The sequence below is a fragment of the Cupriavidus mimosae genome (assembly GCF_023952485.1).
Taxonomy (GTDB): domain Bacteria; phylum Pseudomonadota; class Gammaproteobacteria; order Burkholderiales; family Burkholderiaceae; genus Cupriavidus; species Cupriavidus taiwanensis_C.
Map to the genome: position 1 here is coordinate 48,103 of NZ_JALHRY010000003.1, position 18,587 is coordinate 66,689.

An 18,587-nucleotide genomic window follows, 5' to 3' on the forward strand; every position below is an offset into this window, starting at 1 on the left:
GAAAACCTGCGCCGCCGGCCCGACCGGCGCGCGCGGGCAGGGAACAGGCTGGTATCTGGCATGGCAAAGAACAAGTTCAACCATTCGTGGCTGCACGACCACATCAACGATCCGTACGTCAAAATGGCGCAGCGCGAAGGCTACCGTGCCCGCGCGGCGTACAAGCTCAAGGAGATCGACGAACAGGACAAGCTGATCCGCCCGGGCCAGGTCATCGTCGACCTGGGCGCGGCACCCGGCAGCTGGAGCCAGTACGCCCGCAACAAGCTGGCGGACTCCCCGCGGGCCAAGGATGGCCGGATTGACGGCGCGGTCGTGGCGATCGACCTGCTGCCCATGGAGCCTGTCGCAGACGTCACTTTCATCCAGGGCGATTTCCGTGAGGAGTCGGTCTTCCGCGAACTTGAAAGTGTGGTGCTGGACGCCTCAGGCGGCAACAAGATCGACCTTGTTTTGTCCGACATGGCCCCCAACTTGTCCGGTGTGGCCTCCGCCGACGCCGCCCGGATCGAGTACCTGTGCGACCTGGCGCTTGAATTCGCGCAGGCCCACCTTAAGCCGGAGGGGGCATTGCTGGTAAAGTGTTTCCACGGGAGCGGCTACAGCCAGATCGTGGAAAAGTTCAAACGGCAGTTCAAAGTGGTCGCGAAGCGCAAGCCCAAGGCGTCGCGCGACAAGTCTTCCGAAACCTTTATCCTTGGGCGCTACCTCAAGGCAGTGGATTGACCGATCTCGATACAAGCCAGGGCGGAATAAGAAATGTAGAGGGAAATACCCTCACCCGGTGCTATCGGCATCATAGTTTCTCTGTTTCCCCTCGAGGGCGGGGGCTGCATTACAATGCAGCTATCCGTTGGCAAGGCAATTGCAAAGGAGTTCGGCCTTGAATAACAACCTGTTTCAAAAGGCGGCAATCTGGCTCGTGATCGCGCTGGTGTTGTTTACCGTCTTCAAGCAGTTCGACAAGCCCCGTGCGCAGGACAGCGTCACCTATTCGCAGTTCATGGATGACGCCAAGAACGGCAAGGTGTCGCGCGTCGACGTGCAGGGCCGCAACCTGGTGGTCTCGCCCAAGGAAGGGGCCAAGTACACCATCATCTCGCCGGGCGACATCTGGATGGTCGGCGACCTGATGAAGTACGGCGTGCAGGTCACCGGCAAGGCGGACGACGAACCCAACGTGCTGGTCCAGGCCCTGTATTACCTCGGGCCGACCCTGCTGATCATCGTGTTCTGGTTCTACATGATGCGCCAGATGCAGGGTGGTGGAAAAGGCGGCGCATTCTCATTCGGCAAGTCGCGTGCGCGGCTGATCGACGAGAACCAGAACGCCGTCACGTTCCAGGACGTGGCCGGCTGCGACGAGTCCAAGGAAGAAGTGGTCGAGTTGGTCGACTTCCTCAAGGACCCGCAGAAATTCCAGAAGCTGGGCGGCCGCATCCCGCGCGGCGTGCTGCTGGTCGGCCCTCCGGGCACCGGCAAGACGCTGCTGGCGCGTGCCATCGCCGGCGAGGCCAAGGTGCCGTTCTTCAGCATCTCCGGTTCCGACTTCGTTGAAATGTTCGTCGGCGTGGGCGCGGCGCGTGTGCGCGACATGTTCGAGAACGCCAAGAAGCAGGCCCCCTGCATCGTGTTCATCGATGAAATCGACGCGGTCGGCCGCCATCGTGGCGCCGGCATGGGCGGCGGCAACGACGAGCGCGAGCAGACCCTGAACCAGATGCTGGTCGAGATGGACGGCTTCGAGGCCAACTCGGGCGTGATCGTGATCGCCGCGACCAACCGTGCCGACGTGCTCGACAAGGCGCTGCTGCGTCCGGGCCGATTCGACCGCCAGGTCTACGTGGGCCTGCCGGACATCCGCGGCCGCGAGCAGATCCTGAAGGTCCATATGCGCAAGGTGCCGATCGGCAACGACGTCGACGCCTCGGTGATCGCACGCGGCACCCCGGGCTTCTCGGGCGCCGACCTGGCCAACCTGGTCAACGAGGCCGCGCTGTTTGCCGCCCGCCGCAACAAGCGCGTGGTCGACATGCAGGACTTCGAGGACGCCAAGGACAAGATCTACATGGGTCCGGAGCGCAAGTCGACGGTGATGCGCGAGGAAGAGCGCCGCGCCACGGCTTACCACGAATCCGGCCATGCGGTGGTGGCCAAGCTGCTGCCCAAGGCGGATCCGGTGCACAAGGTCACCATCATGCCGCGTGGCTGGGCGCTGGGCGTGACCTGGCAGCTGCCGGAGCATGACAAGTATTCGAAGTACAAGGACAGCATGCTGGAAGAAGTGGCCATCCTGTTCGGCGGCCGCGCGGCGGAAGAGGTCTTCCTCAACGCCATGAGCACCGGCGCTTCCAACGACTTCGAGCGTGCCACCAAGATCGCGCGCGACATGGTGACCCGCTTCGGCATGAGCGATTCGCTCGGCGCCATGGTCTATGTCGATACCGAGCAGGACGGCATGTTCGGCAAGCTGTCGTCGAAGACCGTGTCGGAAGCCACGCAGCAGAAGGTCGACGCCGAGATCCGTCGCATCATCGACGAGCAATACGCGCTGGCCAAGCGCCTGCTCGAAGAGAACCGCGACAAGGTCGAAGCCATGACCAACGCGCTGATGGAATGGGAAACCATCGACGCCGACCAGGTCAACGACATCATGGCCGGCAAGCCGCCGCGTCCGCCGCGCAGCGCGTCGGGCCCGAACGGTGGCGGCAGCACGCCCTCGGGCGGCTCGCCGGTGGCGCCGACCAACGCGCCCGCCACGGCCTGACCCGGCGCTCGTCCCACTGACGACGCTGTAGCGATGGCTGTGTAGTGCCTGTCCCTGAAGCCGGTGCCTGGCGCACCGGCTTTTCCTTTTTGTGCGGCCCCAGCCGCGCGCATCGCCAAAGCCTTCCTACCTTGCAGCAGACGACTCAGACCCGGCACTTCCAGTGCGGCCGTTTCCGCTTTGCCCTGGACCAGCGTCCGCTGGTGATGGGCATCCTCAACGTCACGCCCGACTCCTTTTCCGACGGCGGCCAGCATGCCAGCCGTGATGCGGCGCTGCGCCATGCCGAGCAGATGATTGCCGAGGGCGTCGACATCATCGACATCGGCGGGGAATCGAGCCGGCCCGGGTCGGCCGCGCTGCCGCTGGCAGACGAACTGGCGCGCGTGATCCCCGTGGTGGAAGCGCTGCGCGATTGCGGCAAGCCGCTCTCGATCGACACCTACAAGCCCGAGGTCATGCGCGCCGCGCTTGCGGCCGGAGCCGATCTCATCAACGATATCTGGGGCTTGCGCATGCCGGGCGCGGTCGAAGCGGTGGCGGCGGGACAGGCGGGCCTGTGCGTGATGCATATGCAGCGCGATCCGCAGACCATGCAGGAAGACCCGCACTACGACGATGTGGTCGCCGAAGTGGCGCAGTTCCTCGCGGAGCGCGTCGCCGTGCTGCGCGCCGCCGGGATTGACGACGCCCGGATCTGCCTCGATCCGGGATTTGGCTTCGGCAAGACACCGGATCATAATTTGCGCCTGCTCGCGCAGTTGCCGCAGCTGGCGCTCGACGGCCTGCCGGTGCTGGCGGGCATCTCGCGCAAGTCCACGCTGGGCGCCATCCTGGGCGGCCGGCCGCCGCAGCAGCGCATCGCCGCCAGCATTGCCGCGGCGGTCTGTGCGGTGGAGCGCGGTGCGTGGATCGTACGCGTGCATGATGTGCAGCAGACCGTCGATGCCGTGAAGACCTGGTGGGCCGTGCGCAACGAATCCGTCAGCGCGGGCTGAGCGGACGCCGGCACCGGCCAGCGCCACCAAGACAGAACACAGAAGAGAAAGGGAAACAAAGAATGACACGCAAGTATTTCGGGACCGACGGCGTGCGGGGCAAGGTCGGCGATGCGCCGATCACGCCGGACTTCGTGATGCGGCTTGGCCATGCCGCGGGCAAGGTGCTGGCGCACGGCGCCAGGACCGGGCAAGGCAAGCCGACTGTGCTGATCGGCAAGGACACGCGCATTTCGGGCTACATGCTGGAAGCCGCGCTGGAGGCCGGCTTTACCTCGGCGGGCGTGCATGTGCTGTTGACCGGCCCGCTGCCGACCCCCGGCATCGCCTACCTGACGCGGGCGCTGCGGCTGTCGGCCGGCGTGGTGATTTCGGCCAGCCACAATCCCTACTACGACAACGGCATCAAGTTCTTCTCGGCCAGCGGCGACAAGCTGCCCGACGCGGTCGAGGCGGCGATCGAAGCGGCCCTCGACGAGCCCATGGTGTGCGCCCCGTCCGACGACCTGGGGCGCGCCCGCCGCATCGACGATGCCGCCGGCCGCTATATCGAATTCTGCAAGAGCACCTTCCCGTACGAGCAGGACCTGCATGGGCTCAAGCTGGTGGTCGACTGCGCCCATGGCGCGGCCTATCACATTGCGCCGCCGGTGTTCCACGAGCTGGGCGCCGACGTGGTCGCCATCGGCAACCAGCCGAACGGCCGCAATATCAACGCCGGCTACGGCGCCACCGCGCCGGAGAAGCTGATCGAGGCGGTCAAGGCCAACGGCGCGGACCTGGGCCTGGCCTTCGATGGCGATGCGGACCGGCTGCAGGTGGTCGATGCCGATGGCCGCCTCTACAACGGCGACGAGCTGCTGTATCTGATCGTGCGCGACCGCCAGGCCGCCGGGCAGGCAGTACCCGGCGCGGTCGGCACGCTGATGACCAATATGGCAGTGGAACTGGCGCTCAAGCGCGAGGGCGTCGAGTTCGTGCGCGCCAAAGTTGGCGACCGCTATGTGCTGGAGGAGCTGAACAAGCGCAAGTGGACGCTGGGTGGCGAGGGCTCGGGCCACCTGCTGTGCCTGGATCGCCACAGCACCGGCGACGGCATCGTGTCGGCGCTGCAGGTGCTGGGCGCACTGCGCCGCAGCGGCAAGACTCTGGCGCAACTGCTCGACGGCGTGAAGCTGTTCCCGCAGACGCTGATCAATGTGCGCGTCCAGAAGGGTTTCGACTGGCAAACTCATGCCGGCCTGCAGGCCGCGCGGGCCGAGGTGGAGCCGGAACTGGAGGGCCGCGGCCGGGTGCTGATCCGCGCTTCGGGCACCGAGCCCGTGGTGCGCGTCATGGTCGAGGCCGAGCAGGCCGAGATGGCCGAGCGCGCAGCCAGGAAGCTGGCCGACGCGCTGGGTGCCTGATAGCCCCTGAACCGAGAAACGAACGCCGGGTTTGCCCGGCGTTTTTTTATCTTGTTTCGCAATTAACCGCCGTGTGGCAAGACCGGACCAGGCCGTCATTACCTTGCTGCAGGCCAGTTTCAAGAAGATTTGAAGATGTCACGGAATTGTCATAGACGCAGCATACAGTTCGTCTTGTCAAAAATTTGTCATTCCCAACCAATGTTCTCTGGAGGACATATGAAGCTGGTCAAGACTGCCGTGGCAGGCATCGTTTCGATGGTGGTAGCGGGTACTGCGTTCGCGGCGGAAATTACCGGTGCAGGCGCTTCCTTCCCGGCGCCCGTGTATTCCAAGTGGGCCGACGCGTATAACAAAGCAACGGGCAACAAGGTCAACTATCAATCCATCGGCTCGTCGGGCGGCATCAAGCAGATCGGCGCCAAGACGGTCGATTTCGGCGCTTCGGACGCGCCGCTGAAGGACGAGGACCTGAACAAGCAGGGCCTGGTCCAGTTCCCGACCGTGATCGGCGGCGTGGTGCCGGTGATCAACCTGCAGGGCGTAAAGCCGGGCGAGCTGACCATCACCGGCGAGCTGCTGGCCAACATCTACCTGGGCAAGATCAAGAAGTGGGACGATCCCGCCATCAAGGCGCTGAACCCGCAAGCCAAGCTGCCGAGCCAGGACATCCTGCCGGTGCGCCGTGCCGACGGTTCGGGCACCACCTTCATCTTCACCAACTACCTGTCCAAGGTCAGCGCTGACTGGAAGGGCACGGTGGGCGAGGGCACCACGGTCAACTGGCCGGGCGGCGGCACCGGCGGCAAGGGCAACGAGGGCGTGGCCGCCTTCGTGCAGCGCCTGAACGGTGCGATCGGCTATGTCGAGTACGCCTATGCCAAGCAGAACAAGATGACCCACGTGAACATGAAGAACGCGTCGGGTGCCGTGGTCAAGCCGGGTGACGACGCCTTCAAGGCCGCCGCCGCCGGCGCGGACTGGAGCAAGAGCTATTACCAGATCCTGACCAACCAGCCGGGCAAGGACGCCTGGCCGATCGCCGGCGCCACCTTCATCCTGGTGCACAAGCACCAGGACAAGCCGGCGCAGGGCGCGGAAGTGCTGAAGTTCTTCGACTGGGCCTACAAGAACGGCACCGGCATGGCTGCCGACCTGGACTACGTGCCGCTGCCTGAGAACGTGGTCAACCAGATCCGCACGACCTGGAAGACCATCGTGAAGGACGCTTCGGGCAAGGCGCTGTATTGATCTGAAGGCATCGCCGGCCCGCGTCCGCGCGCGGCCGGCATCCGCTCCCGCCGCGGCGGGAGCGGCGATCCATCCTGAATTCTCCGACATGGCGACTATCCCCTCCGACACCCGCAACGTCCGGCCCCCGAGCCGCATGGGCGACATCCTGTTCGGCGGCCTGACGCGGGGCGCCGCGATCGTGACGCTGCTGCTGCTGGGCGGCATCATCGTCTCGCTCGCGATCAGCGCCTGGCCCTCGATCGAGGCCTTCGGCGCGCGCTTCCTGTGGTCCGCGGAGTGGGATCCTCCCGCCGATGTCTATGGTGCGCTGGTGCCCATCTACGGCACCATCGTGACCTCGCTGATCGCACTGATCATCGCGGTGCCGGTCAGCTTCGGCATCGCCCTGTTCCTGACCGAGCTGTCGCCGGCCTGGCTGCGCCGCCCGCTGGGCACCGCCATCGAGCTGCTGGCCGCGGTGCCGTCGATCGTGTACGGCATGTGGGGCCTGCTCGTGTTCGCGCCGATCTTCGGCGAGTATTTCCAGAAGCCGCTCGCGGCCACGGTGGGCCAGCTGCCGCTGATCGGCAAGCTGTTCCAGGGCGCTCCGCTGGGCATTGGCCTGCTGTGCGCGGGCGTGATCCTGGCGATCATGATCATTCCGTACATCGCCTCGGTGATGCGCGACGTGTTCGAAGTCACCCCGGTGCTGCTCAAGGAATCCGCCTACGGCGTGGGCTGCACCACCTGGGAAGTGATGTGGAACGTGGTGCTGCCCTACACCCGCGCCGGCGTGATCGGCGGCGTGATGCTGGGCCTGGGCCGCGCGCTGGGCGAGACCATGGCCGTCACCTTCGTGATCGGCAACACCAACCTGCTGGACAGCGCCTCGCTGTTCTCGCCGGGCAACAGCATCACCTCGGCGCTCGCCAACGAGTTCGCCGAAGCCGGCGCCGGCCTGCATACGGCCGCGCTGATGGAACTGGGCCTGATCCTGTTCTTCATTACCTTCGTGGTGCTGGCGCTGTCCAAGCTGTTGCTGCTGCGACTGGCCAAGAATGAGGGCGCAAAATGAGGCAAATGACCCAAGCGAGCCAGGCCATGTCTTCCGTATCGATTCCCGCCGTCCGTCCCGATGCCGATGCCGTGCGCGCGCGCCTGCAGGGCCGCCGCCGCCGCGTCAACCTGTATGCGCTGACCGCCTCGCTGGTGGCGATGGGCTTCGGCCTGTTCTGGCTGGCGTGGATCCTGTGGACCACCGTCACGCTGGGCGTGGGCGGGCTGTCGCTGGACCTGTTCACGCAGATGACACCGGCCCCCAATACCGCCGGCGGCGGCCTCGCCAATGCCATCTTCGGCAGCTTCGTGATGGTCGGCATGGCCACGCTGTTCGGCACGCCGCTGGGCATCCTGGCGGGCATCTACCTGGCCGAGTATGGCAAGAGCTCGCCGCTGGCCAGCCTTATCCGTTTTATCAACGACATCCTGCTGTCGGCGCCGTCGATCGTGATCGGCCTGTTCGTCTACGCGCTGGTGGTGACCCGCATGGGCCACTTCTCGGGCTGGGCCGGCATCTGCGCGCTGGCGCTGCTGCAGGTGCCGATCGTGGTGCGCACCACCGAGAACATGCTGAACCTGGTACCCAACGCGCTGCGCGAGGCCGCGTTCGCGCTCGGCACGCCCAAGTGGAAGATGGTGCTGTCGATCACGGTGAAGTCATCGTACGCGGGGATTTTGACCGGCGTATTGCTGGCGGTGGCCCGTATCGCCGGCGAAACCGCGCCGCTGCTGTTCACCGCGCTGTCCAACCAGTTCTGGACCAGCGACCTGAACAAGCCGATGGCCAACCTGCCGGTGACGATCTTCCGCTTTGCCATGAGCCCGTTCACCGAATGGCAGCAACTGGCCTGGGCGGGCGTGTTCCTGATTACGATCGGCGTGCTGGCCCTGAATATCCTGGCGCGCATCCTGTTCAAGAAATAAGCGGCGCGCCCGTCATCCGGACCGCCCCAAGACTGCAAGCGAGAAAACGCAATGACCTCTACCGTCATCGACATTCCCGATTCGGTTCGCGCCAAGATCGACGTGCGCAACCTGAACTTCTACTACGGCCAGTTCCATGCCCTGAAGAACATCAACATGTCGATCCCGGACCGCAAGGTCACGGCCTTCATCGGACCGTCGGGATGCGGCAAGTCGACCCTGCTGCGTACCTTCAACAAGATGTACGCGCTCTATCCCGAGCAGCGCGCCGAGGGCGAGATCAACATGGACGGCGACAACCTGCTGACCGCCAAGCAGGACATCGCGCTGCTGCGCGCCAAGGTCGGCATGGTGTTCCAGAAGCCGACGCCGTTCCCGATGTCGATCTATGACAACATCGCCTTCGGCGTGCGCCTGTTCGAGAAGCTCTCGCGCTCGGAAATGGACGACCGAGTGGAATGGGCGCTGACCAAGGCGGCGCTGTGGAACGAGGCCAAGGACAAGCTGCACCAGTCGGGCTATGGCCTGTCCGGCGGCCAGCAGCAGCGCCTGTGCATCGCGCGCGGCATCGCCATCCGCCCCGAAGTGCTGCTGCTTGACGAGCCGTGCTCCGCGCTGGATCCGATTTCCACCGGCCGCATCGAAGAGCTGATCGCCGAGCTGAAGGACGAGTACACCGTGGTGATCGTCACGCACAACATGCAGCAGGCGGCGCGCTGCTCGGACTACACCGCCTACATGTACCTGGGCGAACTGATCGAGTTCGGCGAGACCGAGAAGATCTTCATCAAGCCGCACCGCAAGGAAACGGAAGACTACATCACCGGCCGCTTCGGCTGACAGGCAGGGCAGGGACTAGCATATCCATAAGCGCCCAGGAGAATCCCATGACTGACAAGCACCTGTCGACCCAGTTCGACGCAGACCTCAACGCCATCAACACCAAGCTGCTGCAGATGGGCGGGCTGGTGGAGTCGCAGATCGAGCTGGCCATGCGTGCGCTGACCGACTTCGACGCCGAGATCGCCGACCAGGTGATCGCCCGGGAGATCCAGCTCAATGCGCTGGAAGTCGAGATCGACGCCGATTGCGGCAACATCATCGCGCGGCGCCAGCCGACCGCGCGCGACCTGCGCCTGGTGATGGCCATCTCCAAGACCATCACCAACCTGGAGCGCGCCGGCGACGAGGCGGAGAAGATCGCCAAGCGCACCAAGCACATCATGGAAGATGCGTCGGCGCACAGCATCAACTACGCCGAGGTCAAGCTCTCGGGTGAGATGGCGATCGCGTTGCTGCGCCAGGCGCTCGATGCCTTTGCGCGCCTGGACACGGTCGCGGCGGCGCGCATCGTCAAGGACGACAAGGCCATCGACGAAGAATTCCGCGGCTTCGTGCGCAAGCTGATCACGTACATGATGGAAGACCCGCGCACGATTTCGGTTGCGCTGGATTTCCTGTTCATCGCCAAGGCCGTCGAGCGCATCGGCGATCATGCCAAGAACATCGCGGAATTTATCATTTACATTGTAAAGGGGACGGACGTCCGCCATGTCTCGCGCGAGGACATGGAGCGCGAAGCGCTGAGCTGAGGTCAGCCGCCCACGGAGAACCATACACATGCCAAGCAGTATTCTCGTTGTCGAAGACGAACCGGCGATCGCCGAACTGATCGCCGTGAACCTGCAGCACGCGGGGCATTATCCGATCCGGGCCTATAACGCCGAGCAGGCGCTGTCGCTGATGAGCGATGTGCTGCCCGACCTGGTGCTGCTCGACTGGATGCTACCGGGCAAGTCAGGCGCGAACTTCGCCAAGGAGTTGCGCGCCAACGACCGCACCCGCCAGATCCCCATCATCATGCTGACCGCGCGCGGCGAGGAGCAGGACAAGGTGATGGGGCTCGAAGCCGGTGCCGACGACTACGTCACCAAGCCGTTCTCGCCCAAGGAACTGCTGGCGCGGATCAAGGCCGTGCTGCGCCGTCGCGCGCCGCAGCTGACCGACGACGTGGTGGCGATCAACGGGCTGCGGCTCGACCCGGCCACGCATCGCGTGACCGGCCAGGACGAGAGCGGCCCGATCAAGCTGGACCTGGGTCCGACCGAGTTCCGGCTGCTGCACTTCCTGATGACGCACCCGGAGCGCGTGCACAGCCGTTCGCAATTACTCGACCAGGTCTGGGGCGACCATGTCTTTGTCGAGGAACGCACCGTCGACGTCCATATCAAGCGCCTGCGCGCCGCGCTGACGCCCGGCGGCTACAGCAACATGATCGAAACCGTGCGTGGCAGCGGCTACCGGCTGGCGCGCACCCCTGGCGCCTGAGCCGCCGCACGGGTCTCGAGCCGCTGGCGGGGCGCGGCGAAATCATGGCACACTCCGTCGCAACCCTGCAGGCAGCCGTTTGCGCGGCTGCCTGCGAGCCTGAACCCTGCGCATGAATGTCATCTGGGCCCGTTCCGCGGCCATCCTGATCAGCCTGCTGGTGCTGTGCGCCGGCGTCTACCTGGTCGCCGGCCCGGTGCCGGCGCTGGCGCTGGCCTGCGTGTCGCTGCTCGGTCTTTTGTTCTACTACCTGTACCAGATCAACCGGCTGTGGAAGGTGCTGGACGCGCCCGTCTACGGCGAGATCCCCAGCGCGCTCGGCCTGTGGGGCGAGGTGTATTACCGCCTGCACCGGCTGGTCAAGCGCTGGCGCACCCAGGTGCTGCAGGTGGAGCAGCAGCACACCCGCTTTATCCAGGCGATCCAGGCCTCGCCCAACGGTGTGCTGATGCTCGATGACGCCGACCAGATCGAGTGGTGCAACGACGTCGCCGAGCAGCATTTCGGCCTGAACGCGCGGCGCGATGTGCGCCAGCGCATTACCCACCTGATCCGCCGGCCGGAGTTTGTCCACTACCTGACGCGGCAGCAGTTCGACGACCCGCTGGTGATGCGCGACATGGGCGAGCACAAGCACAGCGCGATCGCGGTGCAGATCCTGCCGTATGGCGACAACCGCAAGCTGGTGATTACGCAGGACATCACCAAGCTGGAAAACACCGAGGCGATGCGGCGCGACTTCGTCGCCAATGTCTCGCACGAGCTGAAGACCCCGCTGACCGTGATGACCGGCTTCCTCGAGACCGTGCGCGACCTGCCGGTGTCGGAGGAGGACCGCCGCCGCTACATCGACATGATGCTGGCGCAGTCGGTGCGCATGCAGAGCATCGTCGAAGACCTGCTGGCGCTGGCCAAGCTGGAAAGCGACGCGCAGCCGCCGGGCCACGACGTGGTGCCGGTCCGCGCCATGGTGGCGCACCTGAGGCACGATGCCGAGGCGCTGTCGCAGGGCCGGCACCACGTCGCCGCCGAGATCGATCCCACCGTGGGCATGCGCGGCGCTGAGACCGAGCTGATGTCGGCGCTGGGCAACCTGGTGTCGAACGCCGTGCGCTACACGCCGGAGGGCGGGCGCATCACCATGCGGCTGGCCTGGGAAGACGGCCACGCGGTGTTCTCGGTGGCCGATACCGGCCTGGGCATCGCTGCCGAGCATATTCCCCGGCTGACCGAACGCTTCTACCGCGTCGACCGCAGCCGCTCGCGCGACACCGGGGGCACCGGCCTTGGGCTGGCCATCGTCAAGCATGTGCTGTCGCGCCACCATGCCGAACTGCGCGTCACCAGCGAGGAGGGCCGGGGCAGCGTGTTCCGCGTGGTGTTCCCGCTGGAGCGCAGCCTGCGCTCCGCTGCCGCAAGCGCGGACAGCCCGGCGCCGAGCGCGGGTCCGACGGTAACGCCCCAGGCACCGGACCATTCCCGGCGCGCAGCCTGATCTCAAAGAAAAACCCCGCCGCGGCGGGGTTTCTCTTGCTCGCGGCGCGCGTTCAGGGCGTACCGCCAAACATCACCAGCATATCGTTCTGGCTGACATGCGGATGCTTGGAACGCGTCTGGCTGCGCACGTAATTGCCGTCCGACTGCATGATCCACGCGGAGGCATTGTCGCGCAGGTGGACCTGCAGGCTCTCCTTGATGACGCGCGCCTTCAGCGCCTTGTCCAGCACCGGGAACGCGACTTCCACGCGGCGGAACAGGTTGCGGTCCATCCAGTCGGCGCTGGACAGGTAGAGCACCTCTTCGCCGGCGGCGTGGAAGTAATAGACGCGATGGTGTTCGAGAAATCGCCCGATGATCGAGCGCACCGAGATGTTCTCGGACATGCCCGGCACGCCCGGCATCAGCGCGCACACGCCGCGCACGATCAGGTCGATCTTCACGCCGGCGCGCGAGGCCTTGTACAACTCGTCGATGATCGACGGTTCCAGCAGCGCGTTCATCTTGGCGATGATGCGTGCCGGCTTGCCCGCGCGCGCGTTGCGGGCCTCGGCGCGGATATGGTCGACCAGGTTGCTCTGCATGGTGAACGGCGACTGCCACAGGTGGTTCAGCCGGATCGTGCCGGCGGTGCCGGTCAGCAGCTGGAACACATGGTGCACGTCTTCGCAGATGGCCTCGTCGGCGGTCAGCAGTCCGAAGTCGGTATAGAGCCGGGCGGTGCGGGGGTGGTAGTTGCCGGTGCCCAGGTGGGCGTAGCGGCGCAGCTTGACCTGCTTGGCCTTGGGCCCGGTGGGCTCGCGCCGCACGATCAGCAGCATCTTGGCGTGGCACTTGTGGCCGACCACGCCGTAGATCACGTGCGCGCCGGCGGATTCCAGCCGCTCGGCCCAGTTGATATTGGTTTCCTCGTCGAAGCGCGCCAGCAGCTCCACCACCACTGTCACCTCCTTGCCGTTGCGCGCCGCGGTCATCAGCGCTTCCATCACCAGCGATTCGTTGCCGGTGCGGTAGACGGTCTGCTTGATTGCCACCACGTTGGGGTCGGCCGCGGCCAGCTGCAGCAGGTCGAGCACCGAACTGAAGCTCTCGTACGGATGGTGCAGCAGCACGTCCTGCTGGCGCATCACGTCGAACATCGACGCGCCGCCGGAAAAGGCCTTGACCGGCGCCGGTACATACGGCGCGAACTTGAGCCCGGGCCGGTCGACCATGTCGGGAATCTGCATCAGCCGCACCAGGTTCACCGGGCCGGAGACGCGGTACAGATCCTGTTCGGCCAGTCCGGATTCCAGCAGCAGCCGGCGCGCCAGCGCCGCCGGCGTATCCGACGAGATTTCCAGCCGCACCGTGTCGCCGAAATGGCGCGCGGGCAGTTCGCCCTGCAGCGCTTCGCGCAAATCGGTGATGTCGTCTTCCGAAACGAACAGGTCCGAGTTGCGCGTGACGCGGAACTGGTAGCAGCCATGCACGGTGATGGCGGGGAACAGCTCGTGCACGAAGCCCTGCATGAACGACGACAGCATGACAAAGCCGTACGGATAGCCCGACAGCTTCTCCGGCATCTTCACCACGCGCGGCAGCGCGCGCGGAGCCTGCACGATGGCGAGATCGGCGTCGCGCCCGAAGGCGTCCTTGCCGGACAGCTCCACCACGAAGTTCAGGCTCTTGTTGAGCACGCGCGGGAAGGGGTGGGCCGGGTCCAGGGCGATGGGGGTCAGCACCGGCGCCAGCTCGCGCTGGAAGAACTCTCGCGCCCACTCGCGCTGGGCGTCGGTCCAGGTGGTGGTCAGGTGGAAAAAGACCCCTTCTTTTTCAAGTAGTGGAAAAATGGTGTTCTGCAGCATGTCATACTGCGAGGCCACAAGCCGTTGCGTGCGCTCGGTGACAAGCTGGTAGGTCTGCTGGAACGAAAGGCCATCCGGCGTCAGTCCCGAGGCATTGTCGCGCATCTGTTCCTTCAGGCCCGCCATGCGGATTTCAAAGAACTCGTCCAGGTTGCTGGACACGATGCAGATGAACTTGAGCCGTTCCAGCAGGGGGACTTTCGGGTCCGCGGCTTGCGCCAGCACGCGGGCATTGAATTCCAGGATGCCCAGTTCGCGATTGAGCAGCGTACTGGACGGAGTCGTCGACATGGTCATGACCTTCTTTTGGTAATGTGGCGACTTTTTCATAGAATCGTGTCACTTTCATGACAGTTTGATTTTGTCATGATGCGGACATGACCACGACATATTTTCTCCGGGCCCGAATCGCGGCAGGCCCAGGCACCAGCGTGTCCCTGCCGTGCTTCGCAACGCCAATGCGAACCTGCCCTCCAAGCACACGATGAACAACACTCCACGCCTGCTGGCCGCCGTCGACATGGGCTCGAACAGCTTCCGCCTGATGATCGGGCGGGTGGACGAGACCCCGACGGCCAATGGCCCGGCCAGCCAGATCTTCCAGGTCGACGCGCTGCGCGAGCCGGTGCGGCTGGCAGCCGGGCTGACCCCTGACAAATACCTGGACCAGCCTGCGCGGCGGCGCGGCATCGATGCGCTGCGGCGCTTCGGCGATCGCCTGCGCGAGTTCGCGCCGGGACAGGTGCGCGCGGTTGCCACCAATACGCTGCGGGTCGCAAAGAACGCGTCCGAGTTCCTGATCGAGGCCGAGGGGGCCTTGGGCTTTCCGATCGAAGTGATCGCCGGACGCGAGGAAGCGCGGCTGATCTACCTGGGCGCCTCGCACGATGCGCCGGCCTGCCAGGGCAACCGCCTGGTGGTCGATATCGGCGGCGGCTCGACCGAATTCATCATCGGCAACGGCTACCAGTCCAGGCTGATGGAAAGCCTGTATATCGGCTGCGTGTCGCACAGCCGCCAGTTCTTCCCCAGCGGCAATGTCGACGACTACGCGATGAAGCAGGCCGAACTGGCGGCGCGCCGCGAAATCCAGGTGCTGGTGCGCCAGTATCGTGCCGCGGGCTGGGAGCAGGCGGTGGGCTCGTCGGGCACCGCGCGCGCGCTGGCCGAGTTGATCGAACTCAACGGCATGAACGACAGCAATGCCGAGCACGGCATCACGCGTGAAGGGCTGGAGCGCCTGAAGCGTGCGCTGATCAAGGCCGAGAACACCAATCGCGTCAAGCTGACCGGGCTCAAGCCGGACCGCATTCCGGTGCTGCCGGGGGGCTTGTCGATCATGCTGGGCGTGTTCGCCGAACTCGATATCGAGCGCATGGACGTGACCGACGGCGCGCTGCGGCTGGGCGTGCTGTACGACCTGCTCGGACGCAGCCACCATGAGGACATGCGCACGGTTACGGTGGATCAGTTCATGCGCCGCTATGGTGTCGACCGCGCGCAGGCCAGCCGCGTGCGGCGCACCGCGCAGGCCCTGCTGTCCCAGTTCCCGGACCCGGCCAACGAACGGCGCGAGGACAACCTCGCGCTGCTCGGCTGGGCCGCCAGCCTGCACGAAATCGGCATGTCAATCTCACATAGCGGCTACCACAAGCATTCCGCCTATATCGCTACGCATGCCGACATGCCGGGCTTTTCCAAGACCGACCAGGCGCGGCTGGCGACGCTGCTGCTGGGTCATGCAGGCAAGCTGGGCAAGCTCTCGGGCAGCGGCAAGTTCGTCGACTGGCGCATGCTGTTCAGCCTGCGCCTGGCCTTTGTGCTGTGCCGGCGCCGCTCGGACGTGGCGCTGCCGGACATCCGCGTCACGCAGTTGGCCGAAGCGCTGGACGAAGGCTTCACCGTGCGCTTGCCGAAGGCGTGGATCGACGCCAATCCGTTGATCGAATACAGCCTGGCGCAGGAAGCCGACGAATGGCAGCGCATCGGCAAGCGCTACAAGGTGGTCTACGACTGACAGGGCAGGGGGGCGGCCGGCCGCCGATGCGGCGGCCGTGACCGGAAGGGCTTCCTGGCGGGGACGCCGCTCAGGCGGCGTTGTTCAGGCCCAGGAAGTGGCGGGCGTAGCGCGGGTTCATGTCGTTCACGCGCAGCAGCGTGAGAAAGTCCGCCACGTTGAAGTCCGGGTCCCACGCGGGCTGGCCGCAGATCTTCGCGCCTAGGCGCAGGTAGCCCTTGATCAGCGCGGGCGGCTCGACCGCCAACTGCTGGTTCAGGTCTTCCACCGGCAGCGGCAGGCGCGGGAAGGCGTGGTACTCGATCGGCGCGAGCGAGCGCTCGGTGAACAACCGGTGCAGGCTGGCCGCGTAGTGGCCGCCGTCGCTCATCGGTACGCTGGCGCAGCCCAGCATCGACTCGATGCCCCAGCGCTGCAGGTACTCGCCCAGCCCGCCCCATAGCGCCATGATGACGCTGCCGGAGCGGTAGTCGCGGTGCACGCACGAGCGGCCCAGTTCCAGCATCTTGGGGCGCAGGTGCGACAGGCGCACCAGGTCGAATTCCGATTCGGCGTACAGGCAGCCCAGGCGCTTGGCCTGGTGCGGCGGCAGCACCCGGTAGGTGCCGACCACGCGCAGCGTGGCCAGGTCGCGCACGATCAGGTGGTCGCAATAGGCATCGAACATGTCGATGTCCAGTTCCGGCACCGACGAGGTCAGGCGCGCGTCCATTTCCTCGGCGAAGACCTTGTAGCGCAGGCGCTGGGCCTCGACTACTTCATCCTGGTGGCGCGCCCACGCCACGCTGAGAACAGGCGACTCATGTGCCGGTGTATCCGATGGGCGATGAAGACGCCTCCGCGCCGTCTGGCCGCCGAGGCCATTGGGCAGAGCGTCGAAGAGCGGCTGGGTAGGCGTCGGCAGATCTCGCATCAGTATGTCCTTTTGGTGACGAAACTGTTGCGATGCAATGTAGTGAGGGCCGGTGACAATGCCGTGACCCGGCGATGACGGTTGCGTGACTTCGACAGCCAGCTCCGTCCGGGAAGCCTCAAGAGGCACCCTTGGGCGGATGCCGCACCCCTACCGGACTTAGAGGAATTCGGGGTTGATGACCGCGCGCAGCACCGTCTGGGCTTCGCTTTCGCGTGTACGGCCGGTCAGCCACCAGACGCCACCCTTGCGCACGCTCCAGTCCATTTCGGTGCCCGCCAGCAGCAGGCTGGCGACGCGGCCGATCCAGGGCTGATGGCCGACCACCACCACGTGTTCTGGGCGCTCCGGCCAATCGACCGCGGCGAGCACGGCGCTGACGTCGGCGCCGGGGGCCAGCGCATCCAGGATTTGCGCATCGCCGGTCAGTGCCGCCGCCGTTTCGCGGGCGCGCACGGCGGGGCTGCACAGAATGCGGGTATCGGCGGGCAGGTGGGCCCGCAGCCATTTGGCCGAGGCCTCCGCCTGCTTGCGGCCGCGGCGCGTCAGCGGGCGCTGCAGATCGGCATGGCGGCTAAGGCTGAGGGCGTCGGGAAGGTCTTCGGCTTCGGCATGGCGCCACAGGATCAGGTTCATGTCGGACGGGGCAATGAGCGTGCTTCGAGTATGGTGAAGCGGCCCGACCGGCGCAAGCGCGGCGCAAACAAAAGCGGGCTGCCCGGTCAGGGCAGCCCGCAAGTGTCTCCGGGCGCGGTGTCAGCGGCATGACAGCGCGTCGGCGCAATACAGCGGCGGCGCCGATGGCAATGCGTTGCCATCGGCGCCGTCGGGAAACTCAGGACTTGTGGCGGAAGTTGATGCGCCCCTTGGTCAGGTCGTAGGGCGACATTTCCAGGGTTACGCGGTCGCCGGCCAGGATGCGGATGCGGTGCTTCTGCATCTTGCCCGAAGCGTATGCCCAGATTTCAACGCCGTTTTCCAGCGTGACTCGATAGCGGTTGTCAGGCAGGGCTTCCGACACCACGCCGCCAAATTCAATGAGTTCTTCCTTAGCCAATCTGTCTTCCTTTTCGGCAGCCCGCGAAGGCTGCATGGTTACGTTTCAAAAATTCTGTTCGATACGCCCGCCACTGCGCCCAATCGCAGCACCTTGCGCCGATATGGCCAATCGCGCCTGAGGCGGTCGGGGCAGGGCGCGCATGCTGCCGGCTGGCGCCTGCGGGACCGGTTCAGTCGGCGGCATCAGCGGTGTCGCCCTGCGGGCGCGGATTGCGTGGGCGAAAACCTGGTCGCTGACAGCCGGAGAGGCCGTATGCTACGTGGAGCAGGCGGGCAGGTGTACCCGGTGGTTCGCCAGTTCGGTGTCGTCGCGGATGGCCCGCGCCGGCGGCTGCTGTTCGCTCGCAGGAGCGCGCTGGTGAGAACGCCCGGTTACAGGGATGCTCGGACACCCCGGGGGCTACTCCGACATTGTATCACGTACGCGGATGCAGCATTGCCGGCGAGTCGGTTGCACCTGCCTGGCTCTTGCCGCAATAAAATGACGATAAAGTCGCAAATCGTGTTGCGGTCCGCTTGGTATTTGTTCCATATGAGCT

At 65.5% G+C, this 18,587-nt stretch carries 16 protein-coding genes; 12 read left to right on the top strand and 4 right to left on the bottom strand.

The annotated features are described in order from the left end of the window. Window positions 1–60: 60 nt before the first annotated feature. The 11 genes from MKD50_RS06605 (at window position 61) to phoR (ending at window position 12,210) form a co-directional block, all read left to right on the top strand. Window positions 61–726 carry an RlmE family RNA methyltransferase gene (locus tag MKD50_RS06605; RefSeq protein ID WP_092309409.1) on the top strand — a complete coding sequence of 222 codons (666 nt, stop codon included), beginning with the start codon at window positions 61–63 and terminating at the stop codon, window positions 724–726. Between the two features lie 157 nt (window positions 727–883). After that, entirely contained in the window at window positions 884–2,767 is a 1,884-nt protein-coding gene (gene ftsH, locus MKD50_RS06610; protein ID WP_012353229.1) for an ATP-dependent zinc metalloprotease FtsH, read from the top strand. Between the two features lie 206 nt (window positions 2,768–2,973). After that, window positions 2,974–3,765, top strand: coding sequence for a dihydropteroate synthase (folP, locus tag MKD50_RS06615; protein WP_252666878.1), 792 nt, complete (start codon window positions 2,974–2,976; stop codon window positions 3,763–3,765). A 62-nt stretch (window positions 3,766–3,827) separates the two neighbouring features. Continuing rightward, window positions 3,828–5,171, top strand: coding sequence for a phosphoglucosamine mutase (gene glmM, locus MKD50_RS06620; protein WP_240072316.1), 1,344 nt, complete (start codon window positions 3,828–3,830; stop codon window positions 5,169–5,171). Between the two features lie 219 nt (window positions 5,172–5,390). Then, complete coding sequence (gene pstS, locus MKD50_RS06625) at window positions 5,391–6,422, top strand: phosphate ABC transporter substrate-binding protein PstS (protein ID WP_115703773.1); 1,032 nt, start codon at window positions 5,391–5,393, stop codon at window positions 6,420–6,422. Between the two features lie 88 nt (window positions 6,423–6,510). Beyond that, window positions 6,511–7,479 carry a phosphate ABC transporter permease PstC gene (gene pstC / locus MKD50_RS06630; RefSeq protein ID WP_115703771.1) on the top strand — a complete coding sequence of 323 codons (969 nt, stop codon included), beginning with the start codon at window positions 6,511–6,513 and terminating at the stop codon, window positions 7,477–7,479. A gap of 5 nt (window positions 7,480–7,484) precedes the next feature. After that, window positions 7,485–8,387: a phosphate ABC transporter permease PstA gene (gene pstA, locus MKD50_RS06635; protein ID WP_252666697.1), complete on the top strand. Its 903-nt coding sequence runs from the start codon at window positions 7,485–7,487 to the stop codon at window positions 8,385–8,387. Window positions 8,388–8,438: 51 nt separating this feature from the next. Then, the gene (pstB, locus tag MKD50_RS06640; protein WP_012353223.1) at window positions 8,439–9,227 is read left to right on the top strand and encodes a phosphate ABC transporter ATP-binding protein PstB; all 789 of its coding nucleotides are present in this window, start codon (window positions 8,439–8,441) and stop codon (window positions 9,225–9,227) included. Window positions 9,228–9,274: 47 nt separating this feature from the next. Further along, the gene (gene phoU / locus MKD50_RS06645) at window positions 9,275–9,979 is read left to right on the top strand and encodes a phosphate signaling complex protein PhoU (protein WP_062800696.1); all 705 of its coding nucleotides are present in this window, start codon (window positions 9,275–9,277) and stop codon (window positions 9,977–9,979) included. Window positions 9,980–10,007: 28 nt separating this feature from the next. Continuing rightward, on the top strand, window positions 10,008–10,715 hold the full coding sequence (phoB, locus tag MKD50_RS06650) for a phosphate regulon transcriptional regulator PhoB (protein ID WP_012353221.1): 708 nt from the start codon (window positions 10,008–10,010) through the stop codon (window positions 10,713–10,715). Window positions 10,716–10,827: 112 nt separating this feature from the next. Next, a complete protein-coding gene (gene phoR / locus MKD50_RS06655; protein WP_252666698.1) occupies window positions 10,828–12,210 on the top strand; it encodes a phosphate regulon sensor histidine kinase PhoR in 1,383 nt (460 codons plus the stop codon). Between the two features lie 52 nt (window positions 12,211–12,262). Here phoR and ppk1 read toward each other — a convergent pair whose 3' ends face one another. Then, entirely contained in the window at window positions 12,263–14,389 is a 2,127-nt protein-coding gene (gene ppk1 / locus MKD50_RS06660) for a polyphosphate kinase 1 (RefSeq protein WP_256461655.1), read from the bottom strand. A gap of 154 nt (window positions 14,390–14,543) precedes the next feature. Here ppk1 and ppx point away from each other — a divergent pair, with 154 nt between their 5' ends. After that, window positions 14,544–16,076: an exopolyphosphatase gene (ppx, locus tag MKD50_RS06665; protein WP_240072312.1), complete on the top strand. Its 1,533-nt coding sequence runs from the start codon at window positions 14,544–14,546 to the stop codon at window positions 16,074–16,076. 70 nt (window positions 16,077–16,146) lie between these two features. Here the strand turns inward: ppx and MKD50_RS06670 are convergent, their stop codons facing one another. From MKD50_RS06670 to infA, 3 genes are all read right to left on the bottom strand, one after another. Next, window positions 16,147–16,989 (bottom strand): GNAT family N-acetyltransferase, encoded by an 843-nt coding sequence (locus MKD50_RS06670; RefSeq protein ID WP_252666699.1) that lies wholly within the window; start codon window positions 16,987–16,989, stop codon window positions 16,147–16,149. Window positions 16,990–17,148: 159 nt separating this feature from the next. Then, a complete protein-coding gene (locus MKD50_RS06675) occupies window positions 17,149–17,625 on the bottom strand; it encodes a SixA phosphatase family protein (protein WP_252666700.1) in 477 nt (158 codons plus the stop codon). Between the two features lie 199 nt (window positions 17,626–17,824). Next, window positions 17,825–18,046: a translation initiation factor IF-1 gene (infA, locus tag MKD50_RS06680; protein WP_008641674.1), complete on the bottom strand. Its 222-nt coding sequence runs from the start codon at window positions 18,044–18,046 to the stop codon at window positions 17,825–17,827. Window positions 18,047–18,587: the final 541 nt, after the last annotated feature.